This is a genomic window from Mucilaginibacter sp. SG564 (assembly GCF_013149275.1).
Lineage (GTDB): Bacteria > Bacteroidota > Bacteroidia > Sphingobacteriales > Sphingobacteriaceae > Mucilaginibacter.
Genome location: NZ_JABGNA010000013.1, coordinates 24,396 through 42,567, shown reverse-complemented (window position 1 = coordinate 42,567; position 18,172 = coordinate 24,396). Strand labels below are relative to the sequence as shown.

Below are 18,172 nucleotides of genomic sequence, written 5' to 3'. Positions count from 1 at the left end.
TAAAGCTTTCAAAGCCCCTCAAAAATTTGTTAAAAAGTGTTAAAATGGCGTTAAAGTTTAGTTAAAACGACCAAAAAGCAAGGGTTTTTACCCCTGTTTTCGACTAAAAATTGTTAAAATTTAAGGTTTAAAAAGTTTTTCGAGGGTGTTTGGCGTTGGGTATCACTCACTACTCCTTTTTAAACTCGTAGGCTCCACGTTCTACAAAATCGGCTACCTTAACCTTTACACCTGTAACCCGGCCATTTTGTACATTAAACGGAAAAACAGCCTTACCCATTACCGGGTCAGAAAAAGTTACAAAAAAGCGGTTGCCCCCCAACGGCTGCAATTTGGCAAACATGGTAGGGTGATGTTCAAAGCGTATTTCCAGATCGCTGTTTTCGCCCTGGGTTACAGTCATGCTACCATAAAAACTGTTGGTGTATTTGCCCAGGTAGGAAGCCGGAGGTAGCGCGGGCTTTAAGAGAAGTGCCACAGTATCACGCAGTTTACGTTCGGTTTGTTGTTCGGTTGCTGTATGGTTTTTGAAGTTTTTCAGATAGGCCTCGCTGTAATCGCGATAGGGCCTGCCAAAAAAAACATCCAGAATTTCCCAGCGCAGGGCTTCATAAAGCTGGTTTTGATCGGTATTGGTGAGTATCACAATGCCCAGGTTATCCTGCGGCGAAAGGGTAACTGATGACAGATAGCCACTTACACCGCCATCATGCATAACCAGTCGGTGATTTGAATAATCCTGTATAAACCAGCCCAGGCCATATAGTTCAAAATTGTTTTCGCCAGTTAGGTGGTATTGGCTGCCTACAATATCCTGAGGTTCGCGGGTGGCTGCAATGGCTGCCTGCGGTATAACCTGGCGGTTACCTACCTTGCCGTTGTTGAGCAAAGCCAGTACCCATTTGCCCATGTCGCTGGCCGATGAGCTGATAGATCCGGCTGGCGCAAGCCCGTCTAACTGGCAATAGGGTATGGGGGCAAGCCTGCCGTCGGTAAGGGTGTGCGCTACAGTACGATTAAGAGATTTGGGCAGGTCCTTGCTTAGTGCCAGTGTGTTGGTCATGCCCAACGGCGCAAAAATGGCGTCTTTGAGGTATACCTCCCAGGGCTTGTTTGTTACCCGGGGGATGATCTCACCGGCGGTTAAAAAGGCGGCATTGGTATAGCCCCATTTGGTACGAAAAGGATAGGTAGCTTTCAGCTCGCCCAGTTTTTCGATCACCTGTGCACGGGTAAGGTTAGTGTTATAAAAAGTAAAATCGCCCTGGAAGGTCTGGAAGCCAAGGCGGTGGCATAGCAGATCTCGTACCGTAGCCTCCTGTCCGGCGAACTTATTTTCCAGTTTAAACTCGGGGATGTATTTGGTTACTTTATCATCAAGCGATAGTTTGTTGTTGGCCTGCAGCATAGCCAAGGCGGTAGCGGTAAAAGCTTTGGTGTTGCTGCCAATCATGAACAGGGTATTAATATCCACAGTATTAGGCAGCCCTAACTCTTTGATGCCATAACCTTTTACCAGTACTATTTTATTATCCTTTACAATACAAACGGCAATGCCGGGCACTCGCCAATTGGTTAAGGCCCGGCTGATGTACAGATCTAAACTGTCCCTGATAAATTTGGAACGGTCGGCGTGCTGGGCCTGTATGTTGGTATAAAAGGTGGTACAAATAATAAAAGATAGCAATAATTTTTTCATTACACTGGATAATTTACGTGCTTGATTTGTGCTAATTTAATGCAAAATTTACAGCGGCTTTACTTAATTGTAAATTAACGCCGCAATCTTCAATAAAACACTAAGTATATGAAATTTTTCCGTTCGGGATCATCATTCCTTACCGTAGTGTGCTTCATTTTGGGCATATATACGGCAAACGCGCAACGGTTGCCAACCCATTGGACAAAGGATGGCTACCAGTATTACAAAATCACCGGTGATGGTATCAGGATACTGGATACCCGCGATACCAGTAAAAAAACTTTGTGGATAAGCAAGGCCGAACTTACCCCGCAGGGCCAGGCGCCGTTGAGCGTAAAAAGGTTCTCGGTATCGGCCGATGGTCAAAAATTGCTGATCAATACCAATACCAAAAAAGTGTGGCGCTATGATACCCGGGGCGATTACTGGATGTATGATACCAATACCAAAAAGCTGTGGCAGTTGGGTAAAAACCTGCCGGAAGCATCATTGATGTTTGCCAAATTTTCGCCTGATGGACTTAAGGCGGCCTATGTAAGTGGGCATAATATTTACGTGGAGGATTTGGCTGATGCCTCAGTTAAACAGTTAACTACCGATGGCAGCACCAGGCTGATCAATGGAACGTTCGACTGGGCTTATGAGGAAGAATTTGGATGCCGGGATGGTTTCCGGTGGTCGCCCGATAGCAAATCGATAGCCTATTGGCAGATAGATGCTACCAAAATAAAAAGCTACCTGATGCTGAATACTACCGACTCCATCTACCCCTATGTGGTGCCTGTTGAATACCCGGTTGCCGGGCAGGATCCAAGCTCTTGCAAAGTAGGTGTTGTAGATATTACTACAGGTAAAACCAATTGGATAAATACACCTGGTGACGCGATACAGCATTACATTCCCCGAATGGAATGGACATTGAATTCCAATGAAATCATCCTGGAGCAGTTGAACAGGGCGCAAACAGAAAGCAGGGTGTTTATCGGCAATGTATCCAATGGTACTGCCCGGTTGATCTGTGAAGAAAAGAGCAATGCCTGGATTGATGGTAAAGAGCGCTGGAATGGTGGCGACCCCGCAGGTTGGGAATGGATAAATAAAGGCAAAGAGTTTTTATGGGTGAGCGAAAAAGACGGCTGGAAACATATTTACCGTGTAACTCGTGAGGGTAAAGAAACGCTAGTAACCAAAGGCGATTATGATGTGATCAGCATCAATTTAATTGATGAGACATCTGGGTATATCTATTTTATGGCATCGCCTGATAATGCTACCCAGAAGTATTTGTATCGTATAAAAATTGCCGGCGTTGCAAAACCAGAGCGTGTTTCGCCAGCCGATGAGCCTGGTACACATGGTTATGATATATCGCCAAATGGTAAAGTGGCACTGCATAATTTCTCCAACAGTTACACACCTCCGGCAAGCGAGGTAGTGAGCCTGCCAGAGCACAAGCATATTGGGGGCAATTCTATAATTCTGGACAAAAACGCTAAAAATAAGACTGAATTTTTCAAGGTTAAAACCGTTGACGGCATTGAAATGGATGGCTGGATGAAAAAGCCCTCCAGTTTTGATCCGCATAAAAAATATCCGGTAGTATTTATGGTTTACGGCGAACCGGCATCACAAACCGTTACCGATACCTGGGGGGCAGGCAATAACAGGCTTTATGTGGGTAGTATGGCCGACGATGGCTACATCTACATGTCGGTTGAAGGGCGCGGCGCGCCAGCGCCAAAAGGCACAGCCTGGCGTAAAGCGATCTATAAAAACATAGGGATCATCAATATTCGCGACCAGGCCATGGCGGCAAAAGAGATCTTGAAATGGCCCTTTGTCGATTCAACCCGCATAGCTGTTCATGGCTGGAGCGGTGGTGGTTCATCAACCCTTAATTTGATGTTCCAGTATCCGGATATTTACAAAACGGGCATAGCAGTAGCCGCCGTTGGCGATCAGCTTACTTATGATAATATCTACCAGGAGCGTTACATGGGCGTGCCGGTTGATGATGAAGGCCGCGCGGCATTTATCAAAGGGTCGCCAATTACCTATGCCAAAAATCTGCGTGGCAATTTGTTGTATATCCATGGCACGGGCGATGATAATGTGCACTATAAAAACGCCGAAGAGCTGATCAATCAGCTGGTAAAATACAACCGCCAGTTTGAGCTGATGTCGTACCCTAATCGTACGCATAGTATTTCTGAAGGCGAGGGTACAGGCTTGCACTTACGAACCCTGTTTACCAAATATCTGAAAGAACATTGCCCGCCGGGCGGCAGATAAGTCTTTCTGCAATAGGTTAAAAAACGCCCCCTGACGCTTGTGCAGGGGGCGTTTTTTAATTATATCAATAAGCTTGATTGTTGGCTTCGCCATCGGTATAGAGCTGATCTTCGGGTTTGGCAATTGACCGGATATCGCCATCAAAATCACTTTTACGGCCAAGCATGGTAAAGTTTTCGGCCACTACTTCGGTTGTGTATTTTTTGAATCCTTCTTTGTCTTCAAATGAGCGGGTACGAAGCTTCCCTTCAATGTAAACCAGCTTGCCTTTTTGCAGGAATTTGGCGGCCATATCGGCCAAACCACGCCACATTACAATATTATGCCATTCGGTTTGTTCAACTTTACGGCCATCTTTGTTAAAGGTTTCAGAAGTAGCTAAAGGGAAACTGGTAACGGATACTCCACCTTCTAAAACTCGCACTTCGGGATCTTTACCTAAATGACCTACAAGTATTACTTTATTTATTCCAGACATGCCATAAAATAACGAAAAATTAATTTATAAATTAAAAATATTTTTTATTAATATAACTACAGGTTTTGGAAGAGCCAGGTTTGGCAGGTTTTCAGTTGGGGTATAAAACCAATTAGGATCGAGTTTAAGAGGCTTTGATTCAGTTTTGATGAGCCTGATAAAAAGGCGCTGGTGGGTGAGCAGATGTTTGTGAACCTGTACATTATCAGGAGCTATTTTGATTTGGTTGCCGAAAAATTCCTTTATCCGGGGATGGTCGGCAAGTTCGTAAATAGGGAGCAAAGACGCTGTTTCTATCAGCGGGAGGTCATATAAATTTGCCCAAATATCTTTATCTCCTCTTTTATTCATCAATACGGAGTCGCCATCGGTTATCAAAAAGTAATTAAAAAAGCGTTCGCGAATTTTTACCGTTTTTAATTTAACCGGGAGCGTAGTGGTAGCATTATTTTTAAAAGCAAAGCAGTTCATGCGCACCGGGCAAATACCGCAAGCCGGATTTTTGGGTTTGCAAAGCATGGCGCCAAACTCCATCATGGCCTGGTTATGTAATCCTGGAGTTTTCTTATTAATTAAATTATTGGCAAGCTCCTGGAATGTTTTTTTACCACCGGTTGAATTGATGGGCTCATCAATGCCAAAATAACGTGCAAGTACCCGGTAAACATTACCATCAACAACGGCTTTTACCTCATTTGCCGAGAATGAGGCAATAGCCGCAGCTGTGTATTCGCCTATTCCTTTTAGCTTGATCAGGTCGTCATAACGTTGCGGGAATTTACCTATGAATTGTTCCTGCACCAGCCGGGCTGTTTTAAGCATGTTGCGGCCACGTGAGTAATAGCCCAGGCCCTGCCATAATTTTAATACTTCATCCTCCTGGGCCGCTGCAAAACTACTTACCGTAGGGTATCTTTCTAAAAAACGATAAAAATATGGTAAGCCTTGTTCTACCCGCGTTTGTTGCAGTATGATCTCCGAAAGCCATATTACATAAGCATCGGTGGTATTGCGCCAGGGCAGGTCGCGTTTATTTTGAAGATACCATTGTACCAGTTCGTCAGTAAAATTCATAGCTGTAAAAGTAAGGACTTTTGCGGGGAGCAAGGAGTAAGGATTTTTGGAGTAAGGAGGAAGGTTTTTTTGATAGAGCAAAGATTTTTGGAACAAAAGCAAGTATTTTTTTAGATTTTTTGTCTCTGTTCTTTAGTCCCGAAATCCTTGTTCTCAAGTCTCTTATCCTTGCGCCAAAAATCCTTGCTCCTTAACGATTTAGCATGCAATTTGTAACGATATTGTCCGTTTTTATTACTTACGAAAAAAAAACTGTTAAATATTTCGCTCTTAAAATATAAAGCGATACTTTTGCAACCCCAAAACAGTTAAGTGTTTATATATTAAATAAAAGTAAATCAGATATGACTAAGGCAGAAATTATAACTGAAATCTCATCTAAGACAGGTATAGAGAAAGTAGACGTGCAGGAAACAGTTGAGGCATTTTTTAAAGTAGTTAAAAGCTCAATGGTTGGCGGCGAGAACGTTTATGTAAGAGGATTCGGAAGTTTTGTTGTAAAGAAAAGAGCGAAAAAAACAGCCCGCAATATTTCAAAAAATACTGCCATCATTATTCCAGAGCATTTTGTGCCAAGCTTTAAACCAGCTAAAACTTTTGTTGAAAAAGTTAAAACAGGTAACAAAAACAGCAAATAATTTATAAGCATGAATAAGAAACAAATAGCCATTAGTGCAGCCGTAGTTGTTATTATGGGCTATTTGTATTATTTACCTGTTAAAGGTTTAATAAAACCCAAAGAGGCTAAACCAGACAAAACAAACGTAATGACAGCCAGCCGCAAGCCGGCCACGGCTGTAACGGTTGATATGGTATCTGCAACTGCTAAAACCGCAATTGGGGCGGCGTTAACAGCAAAGATAAACGACCTTGAAGGGCAATTAAAAAACGCGTCAGGCGCCGATGAGCAAAAATTGCAGCAGCAATTGGCCCATCAGTGGGATGATGTTAACCAGCCGGCCCCGGCGGCATTTTACTATCAGGCTTTGGCCCGTAAGGAAAACAAGCTGGAGGATTGGTTAAATGCAGGTAATCGTTTTAACGATGCTTACAAACTTACACAGGACACTTTATTGCAGCCCGCATTTGTAACTAATTCGGTAGAAGCTTTTCAGAGTGCCCTTAAACTAAAACCCGAAAGCCTTGAGGGTAAAACAGGATTAGGTGTTGCCTACGTAAATGGCGGCGCCGGCCCTATGCAAGGTATAGCCTTATTGCTTGAAGTAGTAAAAAAGGATCCCAACAATTGGAACGCGAACCTTAATTTAGGAATGTTTGCCATGAAATCGGGCCAGTACGAAAAAGCGGTTGGCAGGTTTAAAACATTAATTGCCCAAAAGCAGGAATTGGAGCCAACTTTTTATCTGGCCGAAAGCTACAAGCAACTGGGCATGAAAAAGGAAGCTATCGAAGCTTACCAAAAATGTAAAGAAATGATGCCCGATCCTGTATTCGGGCAACGCATTGATGAATATATCAAGGAATTAAAGAATTAATCACACATTAAAAATTATTATTATGCCGAGCGGTAAAAAACGTAAAAGACACAAAATGGCTACCCACAAACGCAAAAAGCGTTTAAGAAAAAACAGACATAAAAAGAAATAAGCTGCTTATTTAAGCAGCTTACCTGCTTTTTTATGAAGCAGGTAACTTTAGTAGTGTTTTTTACCCACTTATTAACACGCGGTTTTTACCGTTTTAAGAAATGGAGTAGCAGTTGATAAAAGAATTAATTATCGATTCATCCCCAAACGGGGCTACCATTGCATTATTACAGGATAAACAACTCGTAGAACTTCATAAAGAGCAGGTCAGCAACAATTATACTGTTGGTGATATTTACCTGGGGCGTATCAAAAAGATCATGCCCAGTTTAAATGCAGCCTTTGTAGACGTTGGCTACGAGAAGGATGCCTTTTTGCATTATCTTGATCTTGGTCCGCAGGTGCAGAGCCTGCTTAAATTAACCAAGCAAGTACGTAGCGGGGGATACCAATCGAAGCTTTTGGACGGCTTTAAGTTGGAAGGTGATATCAATAAGGGAGGAAAGATCTCGGAGATATTATCAAAAAACCAGCTTATACCGGTACAAATAGCTAAGGAACCTATATCAACCAAAGGACCACGTTTAAGTTCTGATCTTTCAATAGCCGGCCGTTATGTGGTATTGGTACCATTTTCGGAGGCTATCTCTATTTCCAAAAAAATAAAGAGCAATACAGAACGAAATCGTTTACGGAAGGTTGTTGAAAGCATTAAGCCAAAGCATTTTGGCGTTATTATCCGTACAGTATCTGAAGGCAAAGGGGTTGATGAATTACAAAAAGACCTGCTCGATCTGATATCTAAATGGGAATCATTCATAACCAAGCTGCCGTCTGTTGAACCATCAAAAAAGGTTTTAGGCGAAATTGGGCGTACCTCAACTATCCTCAGGGATATATTGAACCCCGATTTTCAGCATATTTATGTGAATGACAATGGCATGTTCGAAGAAATTCGTTCATACATCCATGAAATATCGCCCGATATGGAAAGTATAGTCCGTATGCATAAGCATAAGGAGCCTATATTTGAACATTTTGGGATCGAAAAGCAAATCAAGGGCGCTTTTGGTAAAACCGTTAATCTTGCCGGTGGCGCTTACCTGGTAATTGAACATACAGAAGCCCTGCACGTTATCGACGTTAACAGCGGTAACCGTACGGCCAATAAAGAAAACCAGGAAGAGAATGCCTACCAGGTAAATAAGGAAGCGGCTAAAGAAATTGCCCGTCAGTTGCGCCTGCGCGATATGGGCGGTATTGTGGTGATCGATTTTATTGATATGCACAAACCGCAGAACCGCAAGGAGCTATTTGACTATTTGCGTACCGAAATGCAGTACGATAGGGCCAAGCATACCATTTTACCACCAAGTAAGTTTGGTTTGGTACAAATTACACGTCAGCGTGTAAGGCCCGAAATGAATATTGTTACCAGCGAAGTATGCCCAACCTGTAACGGTACAGGTACCATAAGGCCAACTATTTTGCTGATGGACGATATTGAAAATAACTTCAATTACATATTGGACGAGCAAAACGAAAAGGGTATTACCTTATGCGTACATCCGTATATTGAAGCTTACATTAAAAAAGGCATTTACAACCGCCAAATGAAGTGGTTTGTTAAATATGGCCAATGGATCAAGGTTAAGAGTAATCCCGCATACCAGATCACCGAGTTCCGTTTCTTCACCTCAAAAGACGAAGAAATAAAATTGTAAAGAGATTGATCTGCACTTCCGCAGATTTTAAAAATGCAGATGTTGATAAAGCATCTGCATTTTTTTGTTTTAACCTTTTTGAATATAACCTCTTGTTTAACTTTAGCGTATCCTGAATTGTACACCGTAACCAACAAAATCAGCCTCGGTATTATGGATATAGCCTTTGGCTTGTATAGCCAGGTATGGTGTTATGTAATATTTTAAGCCAGCGGTCCAATAGGTTTTAACCGGGAAGTAACTATGATAATGCACATAATAACCATAACCGGTCATTACAGCAAATTTACCCAGCCATATATCCGGCCCGGCTGATATACCAACCCGCCAGCGATCATATGACGTAGCTTTGCTCTGAAAAGTATTCAAAGCATCTTGCAAATTAGTGGTATTGAAAGCCGTGTTATAGTAAACCGCGTCGGTACCGATCTTCATGCTCAATACCGGGTTAAATTTATAATTATAGCCGGCATAAAACCCGGTTTTATAAAGTCCCTGGTCCGAGTATTTACTCCCACGCCGGCCTACATTGATGCCGAATTCAAAGGAGTGCTTATCGTCGGTTTCTGGCTCGTAAAATGTGGAAGGACCATCCTGGTTTATCTTTTGTACCAGCCCCAGTGTATACGCAAACGCATTTATCCCGTTATTAGGCAACTTAGCGGCGCCGTTTGAATAATGAAACACCTCCGCGCCTACCTGTATGCCAGTTGATTGGGTTATGGGTGTAAATACTTTAAGGCCCACCTGTGCCGCAAGGTTGATGTGGCTGCCTATGATAATATTTTGACTATTGGTAACATGAGTTTCGGAGGCATATAAAAAACCGAAGCCGGGAGTAAGTAACAGCTCGGTACGATCAATCTTGAGCAGGCCAATTTCTAAACGGCCGAGTACAGCATAGGTATTGCCGATAACTCCTTTGGTGCTTTGATCATGATTTAATATCACCCCGCTCATATTACGGTAAGAAAATACAGCGTCGATACTTTTGATATTCAGTATCCGGATGAAATCTCGTTTATTATCGGCCATGTTAATATGATAGGCCAGTTCGCCACCAAAAAGGGGGCCGTTGAGGGTGTTTTTCTCGGGTGTGAATATTTTGATACCGCCGGTGCCGCTTATTTCAATACTGTTTCCTGTATCCTGGGCTTTAGAAGAAATGTTGAAAAATAGAAAGCCAATAATGGCAAAAAATAAAGTTTTATTCATACAGGTTTAGTTATATCAATTCAAAAGCCATTCATCAGTATCATGAACATTAGTTTGGCAGGAAACAGTGTCGTATACGCCAAAAGGTAGCTTAATGTTTCTATTAGGCTTTTATATCCGATGCAAAAATGTACAGAGGCTATGTATTGCTTTAATTGAAAATGCTAAATAAATTAGTAATATTTATTATTTAATTCAGCATATTTGCGTATACAAATTTGTATATCTGAAACATGGCTAAAACCAAGATCGCGTACTTTTGTCAAAGCTGTGGCTTTGAATCGGCTAAATGGCTGGGCAAATGCCCTTCATGCCAACAATGGAATACTTTTGTTGAAGAGATCATTGATAAGGGCAACTCGGCATCTGTACCTACCTGGAAAGTTACCTCTAATACGCAGCAACGGGCCAATAAGCCGGTGCAGGTGGCCGATATTACTTTTAGCGAAGAACACCGCATGCAAACGCCCGATAAAGAATTTAACCGGGTGTTGGGTGGCGGTATAGTAGCAGGCTCGTTGGTGCTTATTGGCGGTGAGCCGGGTATTGGCAAATCAACGCTGATGTTGCAGCTGGCGCTTAATATGCCCAATCTGAAAGTACTTTATGTATCGGGCGAGGAAAGTGAACGGCAGATAAAAATGCGGGCGGAGAGGTTATCCCCCCTGCCCCCTGAAGGGGGAGTTATAAGCACTGCGCATAATGAAACTTCGCCTTCAGGGGCCGAGGGAGCCTGTTATGTGCTTTGTGAAACATCAACCCAAAACATCTTTAAGCAAATAGAGGCCCTGGAACCCGACCTGGTCGTGATTGATTCTATACAGACGCTTCATTCCTCACATATCGAATCAACCCCTGGCAGTGTATCACAAGTACGGGAGTGTACTGCCGAGATGCTGCGCTTTGCTAAGGAAACATCGACCCCAGTATTCCTGATAGGTCATATCACCAAAGATGGGATGATTGCAGGCCCTAAAATACTGGAGCATATGGTCGATACCGTTTTACAGTTTGAAGGCGACAGGCACCATGTTTACCGCATATTACGCACGGTTAAAAACCGGTTTGGTTCGGCATCGGAATTGGGTATATATGAAATGCTGGGCGAAGGGCTCAGAGAAGTTTCCAACCCGTCAGAAATACTATTATCGCAACGGGATGAACCCTTGAGCGGCATCACCATATCTGCCACCTTGGAGGGTATGCGCCCTATGCTGATAGAAACACAGGCCCTGGTAAGTACATCGGCCTATGGCACACCACAGCGTACGGCCACAGGCTTTGATACCAAACGCATGAGCATGTTGCTGGCCGTGTTGGAAAAACGTTGTGGATTCAGATTAGGGGCTAAAGATGTGTTTTTAAATATTACCGGCGGCATCAGGGTTGAAGATCCGGCCATCGATCTGGGTTTAGCAGCAGCTATCATATCATCGCATGAGGATATGCCTATACCATTCAAAACCTGTTTCGCTGGTGAGATAGGTTTATCCGGCGAAATAAGAGCTGTTAACCGGGTAGAACAACGTATTGCCGAAGCTCAAAAACTGGGCTTTAACCAGATATTTATATCCAAATATAACCTTCCATCGGCGGGGCAGGATAAAAAACGGATGGACCTGTCGCGCTATGATATCGATATAAAAATAGTAAGCAGTATTGAAGAAGTGTTCAGCCAGCTTTTTGGATGATTTTTGGACTTTTTAGACAAAGGGACTATTGGACTTTGAGATAAGGGGACTGAACGACAGAATGGAAAGATAAAATATCCGTTATCCTTATATACTAATAAAGGACGAAAGAACAAGGATGATTAAAATCCTTTTATCCCTTCGTCCTTTATCTTTCGTCCCTAAAATCCAATAGGCCCTTAGTTCTATAACCCCCCAAATTATATTCCCGATGGTGGAACAAGCTTACGTATGCTGTTATTGTTGCTGTCTGCTATCCAGATATTCCCGCTGGCATCGGCTACAAGACCTTGTGGCGCGTTAAATAGAGCACTGGTGCCTTGTCCATCCGTAAAGCCCGCGGTCGCTGTTTTCCCGGCTAATGAAAGCAAAACTTTACTGGCAGTTAGTTCTAACACGCGGCCATTTTGATCGCTGATAAATAAGTTCCCTTTAGCATCAAAAGTAAGGGCTCCAGGATTACTGATCAGGGTAGATAATTTAAGACCGCCAACAACGGTGGTTACTACCCCGGCTGAGGTGATTTTACGGATGGCATAGTTTTGCAGATCGGCTACATAAATGTTGCCCTGGGCATCCAATGCAATGCCATTTGGCTGATTGAATTGCGCGGTTGTAGCTGTCGCGTTATCTACATAGCCAGCCGTTGTTTTGCCTGCAATAGTAGTTACCACACCCGCTGCGGTAACCTTGCGAATAAGGTTATTACCCTGATCGGCCACATATAGATTACCCTGTGCATCCAGTGCCAGGCCACGTGGGCTGTTAAATGTGGCTTTGTTTCCTGTGCCATCGGCATAGCCGGCATCACCGCTTCCAGCAAGGGTACTTACCGTGCCGTTGGCAGAGATCTTGCGGATCATGTTATTGCCAAAATCAGCTACATAAATATTGCCTGCTGCATCGGCCACCAGGCTTTGAGGAGCATAAAATTTAGCGCTGGCAACCGGTCCGTCAATATAACCGATACTGCCCGTGCCTGATACGGTTGTTACCACGCCCGATGGCGTAACTTTTCTGATGGCACTATTAAAGGAGTCGGCTACATAGATATTGCCTGAGGCATCAATAGTTAAACCCTGCGGACTGTCAAACACCGCGCTTGAGCCGGTCCCGTCGGCAAATCCGGTAGTCGCGCTACCGGCCACAGTGCTTACTGTACCGCCCAATCCAGATAGATCAGCACCGGTGGTAAATTGTATGGTATTGCCGTATGAAGTTCCGGAAGCACTGATGGCATAGGCCCTCAAATAATAGGTTGTTTTGGGCGTTAAACCGGTTATTTTGCTCGCATAGCTCATCACGGTAGCCGTGTCGGTGGTTTTAGAATCAGCAGTGGTTGGATTTTGATTACTTGAGCTCCAACATACGCCAAGCCCGCTCAGAGTTTCGGTTAAGGTTGTTGTGATCAATCCGCCGCTATATGCTCCCGTTCCGCTGGCGGTAGTGCTTACATCCATTGTTACTAAAGTTGGCGGTGTTCCGGGTGTACTTGAGGTACCTTTAGTGCATCCGGCAATTGTTAAAAAAACCGACAGCAAGCAGGCAGCAAAAAAGAAGGATCTAGTTAAGGTTTTGTTCATGTGTTAATAGATTAAGTAATAAGTATGTTATTAAGCACTTTATTAACTCTATACGTTGCTGCATATTATTTAGCAACATGGGTTTTAACATATCTTAACAAATGGCATTAAAAGCCTTTATTATAGTCTGAAAATGCCTTTTGCAGCCTCTAAATAGATGTTTTTGAATGAGGATAGTATGAAGAAGAGGGGTATTAACAGGAGGTATAACATTTTGCTTATATAATTGTTACAATTCAAAAAACAATAAGCATGAAATCCTCCGTATTGCTAATCGCTCTTTTACTTTCGACCGTTGTTTTTGCACAGCAACATACTCCGCTGCCTCACGGCATGGTTTATGGCAAAAAACCAGATACACTGGCTATGATGAGCGCCACTAAACTGGAAACTTTTATGGGAAAGAAGACCAGGATCAGTACCACTATTGAGGGGCGCGTAATTAAGGTGATCCATGAAAAGGGAGGCTGGTTTGAGCTGGATGCCGGTAGTGGCAAAGTTATAGCGGCGCATTTTAAAGATTACAATATCAATATTCCGGGTAATTTAGCCGGACGTACGGTGATCATTGAAGGTGTGGCCCAAAAACAATTCATTGCCGACGATCTTCAGCACCTGGCCGGTGATACGGTTACCGGCAAGAAACAGCATCAGGTAAAAACGGATACTAAAAGAAAAGTAACTTTTGAGGTGAAGGGTTTGCAGGTGGCTAAGTGAGGCCCCCTAACCCCCCGGAGGGGGAATTTGATCTTTATCAGGGGAATAATATCGAATAATGAATTTCCAATATCGAAATCATTATTCGATGCCCGATATTTAATACTTCATAAGCCATTATTTAATGACAAAAGATGGTTAACATGTTTTGGCCAAATATGCCGTAAAAATTTACTTAACTATTTGATTGTAAGATAAATATATTAATTTTAACCCATAAAAAGTGTAAACCATGTAAACCCACTTTTTTACCAAAATAGGCGCCTGCTTCGGAATTCTGTTCACTCAGGTTCTTTTGCAGAGCCAATATAGTGCCTTAAAATAAAAGGGAATCCATTAGGTATGGATTCCCTTTTATTTTAAGAAATTATTTTACTGCTGTTTAAAACTTAGCGTCGCGGGTTAATACCGATGGTTCCAGATACAGGTCGGCTGTAAATAGTTCCTTTATTTTTTGTGATACCTCATTACGGTTAACGGTTGAAGCATCCCGGCGGCATTTGATATAATGTTCGCGTGCTACTTTCTCGGCCAGATCGCCTAGTGTTTTTACCTTAAGCTCCTTGCCAAATCTGCCCGCGAGCATCAGTCCGCTCATGGCTACCAGGGCACCAACACAAGCCATTACAGGCTGATAGAAGAAGCCAACTGCCGATGCCAGTAATACAAAAATAAAGGTGCCCACCACGCCCTGTTTAGGCTGTAAAAGATTGATCTTGAAACCCATCTCGCGCTCAATCTCAGCGATCACCTGTAAACGGGTATCCCTGGGGAAAATGTCGGCCAGTTTGGTTTGGGGTTTTATTAACTCTTTTGGTGGAGAAATGGTAGAGTTAATAGCATTGCGTATTTTATAAAATGCCTGCTGGGTAGTACAGCTATCGTTATTGGTTTGTTTTACCTTCTCAACAACAATATCACAAAGTTTGCCGAAGGTTTTTACATCTTTACAGGATGTGTCGTCTAAACGGATATTAAAGGATCTTTCAATTTTTACAAAAACATCACCTATCTCCTCAGGATCAACATTATTGAGGTTGAATGCCTGCGTATTATTCGAATTAACTTTCAATCTATACTAACTTAGTTCAACAATAATTTCCCGGCAGCCGGAGGGGCTGCCAGGAAATGTTATCCGGTAATTAAACTGCCTGCGCAATCTAATGTTTTAAATAATTTATTTGCTTAGGTACATCGATTTTTCTTTGTACAACTCTCTGAAATAAGGATCCTGCAGATTCGGGATAAAGCGGATAGCTTCGCCGGTTGATTTCATCTCTGGGCCTAGCTCCTTATTTACTTCAGGGAATTTATCAAAGGAGAATATAGGTTCTTTGATGGCATAGCCCCAAAGTTTACGCTCGATGGTAAAATCTTTCAGTTTATTAACACCCAGCATTACTTTGGCGGCAATGTTGATGTAAGGTACATCATAAGCTTTGGCTATGAAAGGCACAGTACGTGATGCGCGTGGATTTGCCTCGATCACATATACCTGGTCATTTTTCACCGCGAACTGGATGTTGAGCAAGCCGCGTACGTTTAGCGCTTTGGCAATTTTTACGGTATATTCTTCCATCTGGTTGATCACATTGTCTGACAGGTCAAACGGTGGCAATACCGAGAATGAGTCGCCTGAGTGGATACCCGCAGGCTCGATGTGTTCCATCATCCCTATAATGTGTACATCGTCGCCATCGCTGATCGAGTCAGTTTCAGCTTCCGCAGCGCGATCAAGGAAGTGGTCGATCAGTACACGGTTTCCCGGAAGGTTTTTCAACAGGCTAACTACGGCTTTTTCCAGGTCTTCATCGTTAATTACGATGCTCATGCCCTGTCCGCCTAATACATAGCTTGGGCGTACCAACACCGGGTAGCCAACATGATGGGCTACTTCAAGTGCTTCTTCGGCGCTTTCGGCAACACCGTATTTAGGATAAGGGATTTCCAGATCTTTCAATAGGTCTGAGAAACGGCCGCGATCTTCAGCGATGTCCATATCATTGAATGATGTACCAATGATCCGGATGCCATGCTCGTGCATTTTTTCGGCCATTTTTAAGGCTGTTTGTCCGCCAAGCTGCACAATTACACCATATGGTTTTTCCAGCTCGATGATCTCACGTACGTGCTCCCAGTATACCGGCTCAAAGTAAAGCTTATCGGCCATATTAAAGTCGGTCGAAACAGTTTCAGGGTTGCAGTTAACCATGATGGCTTCAAAACCTGATTCTTTGGCGGCAAGCAGGCCGTGTACGCAGCTGTAATCAAATTCGATACCCTGACCAATACGGTTAGGGCCAGAGCCTAATACAATTATTTTCTTTTTATCAGACGATACCGATTCGTTCTCGCCTTCGTAAGTAGAGTAGTAGTATGGTGTTTTGGCCGGAAACTCTGCAGCGCAGGTATCCACCATTTTGTAAACACGTTTGATGCCCAAAGCTTTGCGGCGCTGGTAAACATCCTCTTCAGTTACATTGCCCAGTATGTAGGCTATCTGCGTATCTGAGAAACCTTTTTGTTTCAGGGTATACAGGAACTCCTCTGGAATGTTAGTTAATGAATAGCGGCGCAGTTCATTTTCCAGATTTACCACATCCTGGATCTGGTTCAGGAACCAGCGATCGATCTTGGTCACTTTACGTACCGATTCGATCGGAACGCCGAGGCTCAACGCGTCATATACGTGGAATAACCTGTCCCAGCTTGGATGCTCCAAACTGTGCATGATTTCTTCCAGGTTGCGGCTCTGACGACCGTCGGCACCTAAGCCGGCACGGCCGATCTCTAAGCTCTGGCACGCTTTCTGCAATGCTTCAATAAAGCTGCGGCCAATGCCCATCACTTCACCTACCGATTTCATTTGCAGACCCAACTCGCGGTTAGCGCCTTTAAATTTATCAAAGTTCCAGCGAGGTATTTTCACGATCACATAATCCAGTGTAGGCTCAAAATAAGCCGAGGTGGTTTTGGTGATCTGGTTTTCAATTTCGTCAAGGTTATATCCTATAGCCAGTTTGGCAGCGATCTTAGCAATGGGGTAACCGGTTGCTTTTGATGCCAGGGCAGATGAGCGGGAAACGCGCGGATTAATTTCAATGGCGATGATAGATTCATCGGCAGGGTTAACCGAAAATTGTACGTTACAACCACCTGCAAAATTACCAATGGCGCGCATCATTTTGATGGCCTGGTTACGCATTTCCTGGTAGCAGCGATCGCTCAGGGTCATGGCCGGGGCCACAGTGATCGAGTCGCCGGTATGGATACCCATCGGATCAAAGTTCTCGATAGAGCAGATGATGATCACGTTATCGTTATTATCACGTAACAGCTCCAACTCGTATTCTTTCCAGCCTAAAACAGCTTGTTCCACCAAAACCTCGTGGGTTGGTGATGCCTGGAGGCCACGGCTTAAAGCGGCATCAAAATCTTCTTTTCTGTGCACAAAACCAGCACCTTTACCACCAAGTGTATAGCTTGGGCGGATAACCAGCGGAAAGCCGATTTCCTGGGCGCCTTCTTTACCTTCCAGAAAAGAGTTGGCAATTTTTGATTTAGCCACGCCTACACCGATATCCACCATTAACTGACGAAAAGCTTCGCGGTTCTCTGTTTTTTCGATGGCGGCAATATCCACACCAACAATCTTTACACCGTATTTTTCCCAAATTCCGCGTTCGGCAGCCTCTATACAAAGGTTAAGCGCGGTTTGGCCGCCCATAGTAGGCAGTACGGCATCAATTTTTTGTTCGGTAAGTATTTGCTCAATACTTGCGCAGGTAAGCGGCAACAGGTAAACATGATCGCCAATAACCTTATCTGTCATGATAGTGGCAGGGTTGCTGTTGATGATGGATACGGTAATACCTTCGTCTTTCAGGGAAAGGGCAGCTTGTGAGCCGGCGTAATCAAATTCGCAGGCCTGGCCGATAATAATAGGGCCGGAGCCGATGATGAGAATTGATTTGATGGAATTATCTTTGGGCATAGGGCTTTTTTTAAGTCAAAAGTTCTAAGTCAAAAGTTAAAGGCTTTTTAAGGCCCGTAAACGATTTTTCCTATGCACTGAAGGCGAGAAATCCCGACCTCAGTGTCGGGGTGCAAAGATATGTTTTTGTTAAACTTTTTTTGGTATTTTTTTAC

The 18,172-nt window shown here is 43.5% G+C and carries 13 protein-coding genes; 6 read left to right on the top strand and 7 right to left on the bottom strand.

What is annotated here, in order from left to right; all coding sequences use genetic code 11:
* Window positions 1-169: 169 nt before the first annotated feature.
* Window positions 170-1,699 (bottom strand): serine hydrolase, encoded by a 1,530-nt coding sequence (locus tag FHW89_RS24140; RefSeq protein ID WP_172337623.1) that lies wholly within the window; start codon window positions 1,697-1,699, stop codon window positions 170-172.
* A 108-nt stretch (window positions 1,700-1,807) separates the two neighbouring features.
* On the opposite strand from FHW89_RS24140, the gene FHW89_RS24135 reads away from it, so the two are divergent.
* Complete coding sequence (locus FHW89_RS24135) at window positions 1,808-3,994, top strand: S9 family peptidase (protein WP_172337622.1); 2,187 nt, start codon at window positions 1,808-1,810, stop codon at window positions 3,992-3,994.
* 64 nt (window positions 3,995-4,058) lie between these two features.
* On the opposite strand, the gene FHW89_RS24130 is transcribed toward FHW89_RS24135, so the two are convergent.
* Window positions 4,059-4,472: a single-stranded DNA-binding protein gene (locus FHW89_RS24130; RefSeq protein WP_253952311.1), complete on the bottom strand. Its 414-nt coding sequence runs from the start codon at window positions 4,470-4,472 to the stop codon at window positions 4,059-4,061.
* A 24-nt stretch (window positions 4,473-4,496) separates the two neighbouring features.
* Window positions 4,497-5,546 (bottom strand): A/G-specific adenine glycosylase, encoded by a 1,050-nt coding sequence (mutY, locus tag FHW89_RS24125; RefSeq protein ID WP_172337621.1) that lies wholly within the window; start codon window positions 5,544-5,546, stop codon window positions 4,497-4,499.
* A 344-nt stretch (window positions 5,547-5,890) separates the two neighbouring features.
* On the opposite strand from mutY, the gene FHW89_RS24120 reads away from it, so the two are divergent.
* The 3 genes from FHW89_RS24120 (at window position 5,891) to FHW89_RS24110 (ending at window position 8,817) form a co-directional block, all read left to right on the top strand.
* Window positions 5,891-6,184, top strand: coding sequence for an HU family DNA-binding protein (locus tag FHW89_RS24120; RefSeq protein WP_090470293.1), 294 nt, complete (start codon window positions 5,891-5,893; stop codon window positions 6,182-6,184).
* Window positions 6,185-6,193: 9 nt separating this feature from the next.
* Window positions 6,194-7,042, top strand: a complete 849-nt coding sequence (locus tag FHW89_RS24115) for a tetratricopeptide repeat protein (protein WP_172337620.1) — start codon at window positions 6,194-6,196, stop codon at window positions 7,040-7,042.
* 224 nt (window positions 7,043-7,266) lie between these two features.
* On the top strand, window positions 7,267-8,817 hold the full coding sequence (locus tag FHW89_RS24110) for an Rne/Rng family ribonuclease (RefSeq protein ID WP_172337619.1): 1,551 nt from the start codon (window positions 7,267-7,269) through the stop codon (window positions 8,815-8,817).
* Between the two features lie 102 nt (window positions 8,818-8,919).
* Here the strand turns inward: FHW89_RS24110 and FHW89_RS24105 are convergent, their stop codons facing one another.
* On the bottom strand, window positions 8,920-10,032 hold the full coding sequence (locus FHW89_RS24105) for an acyloxyacyl hydrolase (protein WP_172337618.1): 1,113 nt from the start codon (window positions 10,030-10,032) through the stop codon (window positions 8,920-8,922).
* 233 nt (window positions 10,033-10,265) lie between these two features.
* Between FHW89_RS24105 and radA the strand changes: the two genes are divergently transcribed.
* Window positions 10,266-11,723: a DNA repair protein RadA gene (gene radA, locus FHW89_RS24100; RefSeq protein WP_172337617.1), complete on the top strand. Its 1,458-nt coding sequence runs from the start codon at window positions 10,266-10,268 to the stop codon at window positions 11,721-11,723.
* A gap of 200 nt (window positions 11,724-11,923) precedes the next feature.
* Here radA and FHW89_RS24095 read toward each other — a convergent pair whose 3' ends face one another.
* The gene (locus FHW89_RS24095; protein ID WP_172337616.1) at window positions 11,924-13,306 is read right to left on the bottom strand and encodes an NHL repeat-containing protein; all 1,383 of its coding nucleotides are present in this window, start codon (window positions 13,304-13,306) and stop codon (window positions 11,924-11,926) included.
* Window positions 13,307-13,558: 252 nt separating this feature from the next.
* Here FHW89_RS24095 and FHW89_RS24090 point away from each other — a divergent pair, with 252 nt between their 5' ends.
* On the top strand, window positions 13,559-14,023 hold the full coding sequence (locus FHW89_RS24090; RefSeq protein WP_172337615.1) for a DUF4920 domain-containing protein: 465 nt from the start codon (window positions 13,559-13,561) through the stop codon (window positions 14,021-14,023).
* A 382-nt stretch (window positions 14,024-14,405) separates the two neighbouring features.
* On the opposite strand, the gene FHW89_RS24085 is transcribed toward FHW89_RS24090, so the two are convergent.
* A complete protein-coding gene (locus FHW89_RS24085; RefSeq protein ID WP_172337614.1) occupies window positions 14,406-15,095 on the bottom strand; it encodes a hypothetical protein in 690 nt (229 codons plus the stop codon).
* 105 nt (window positions 15,096-15,200) lie between these two features.
* Complete coding sequence (gene carB, locus FHW89_RS24080; protein WP_172337613.1) at window positions 15,201-18,017, bottom strand: carbamoyl-phosphate synthase large subunit; 2,817 nt, start codon at window positions 18,015-18,017, stop codon at window positions 15,201-15,203.
* Window positions 18,018-18,172: the final 155 nt, after the last annotated feature.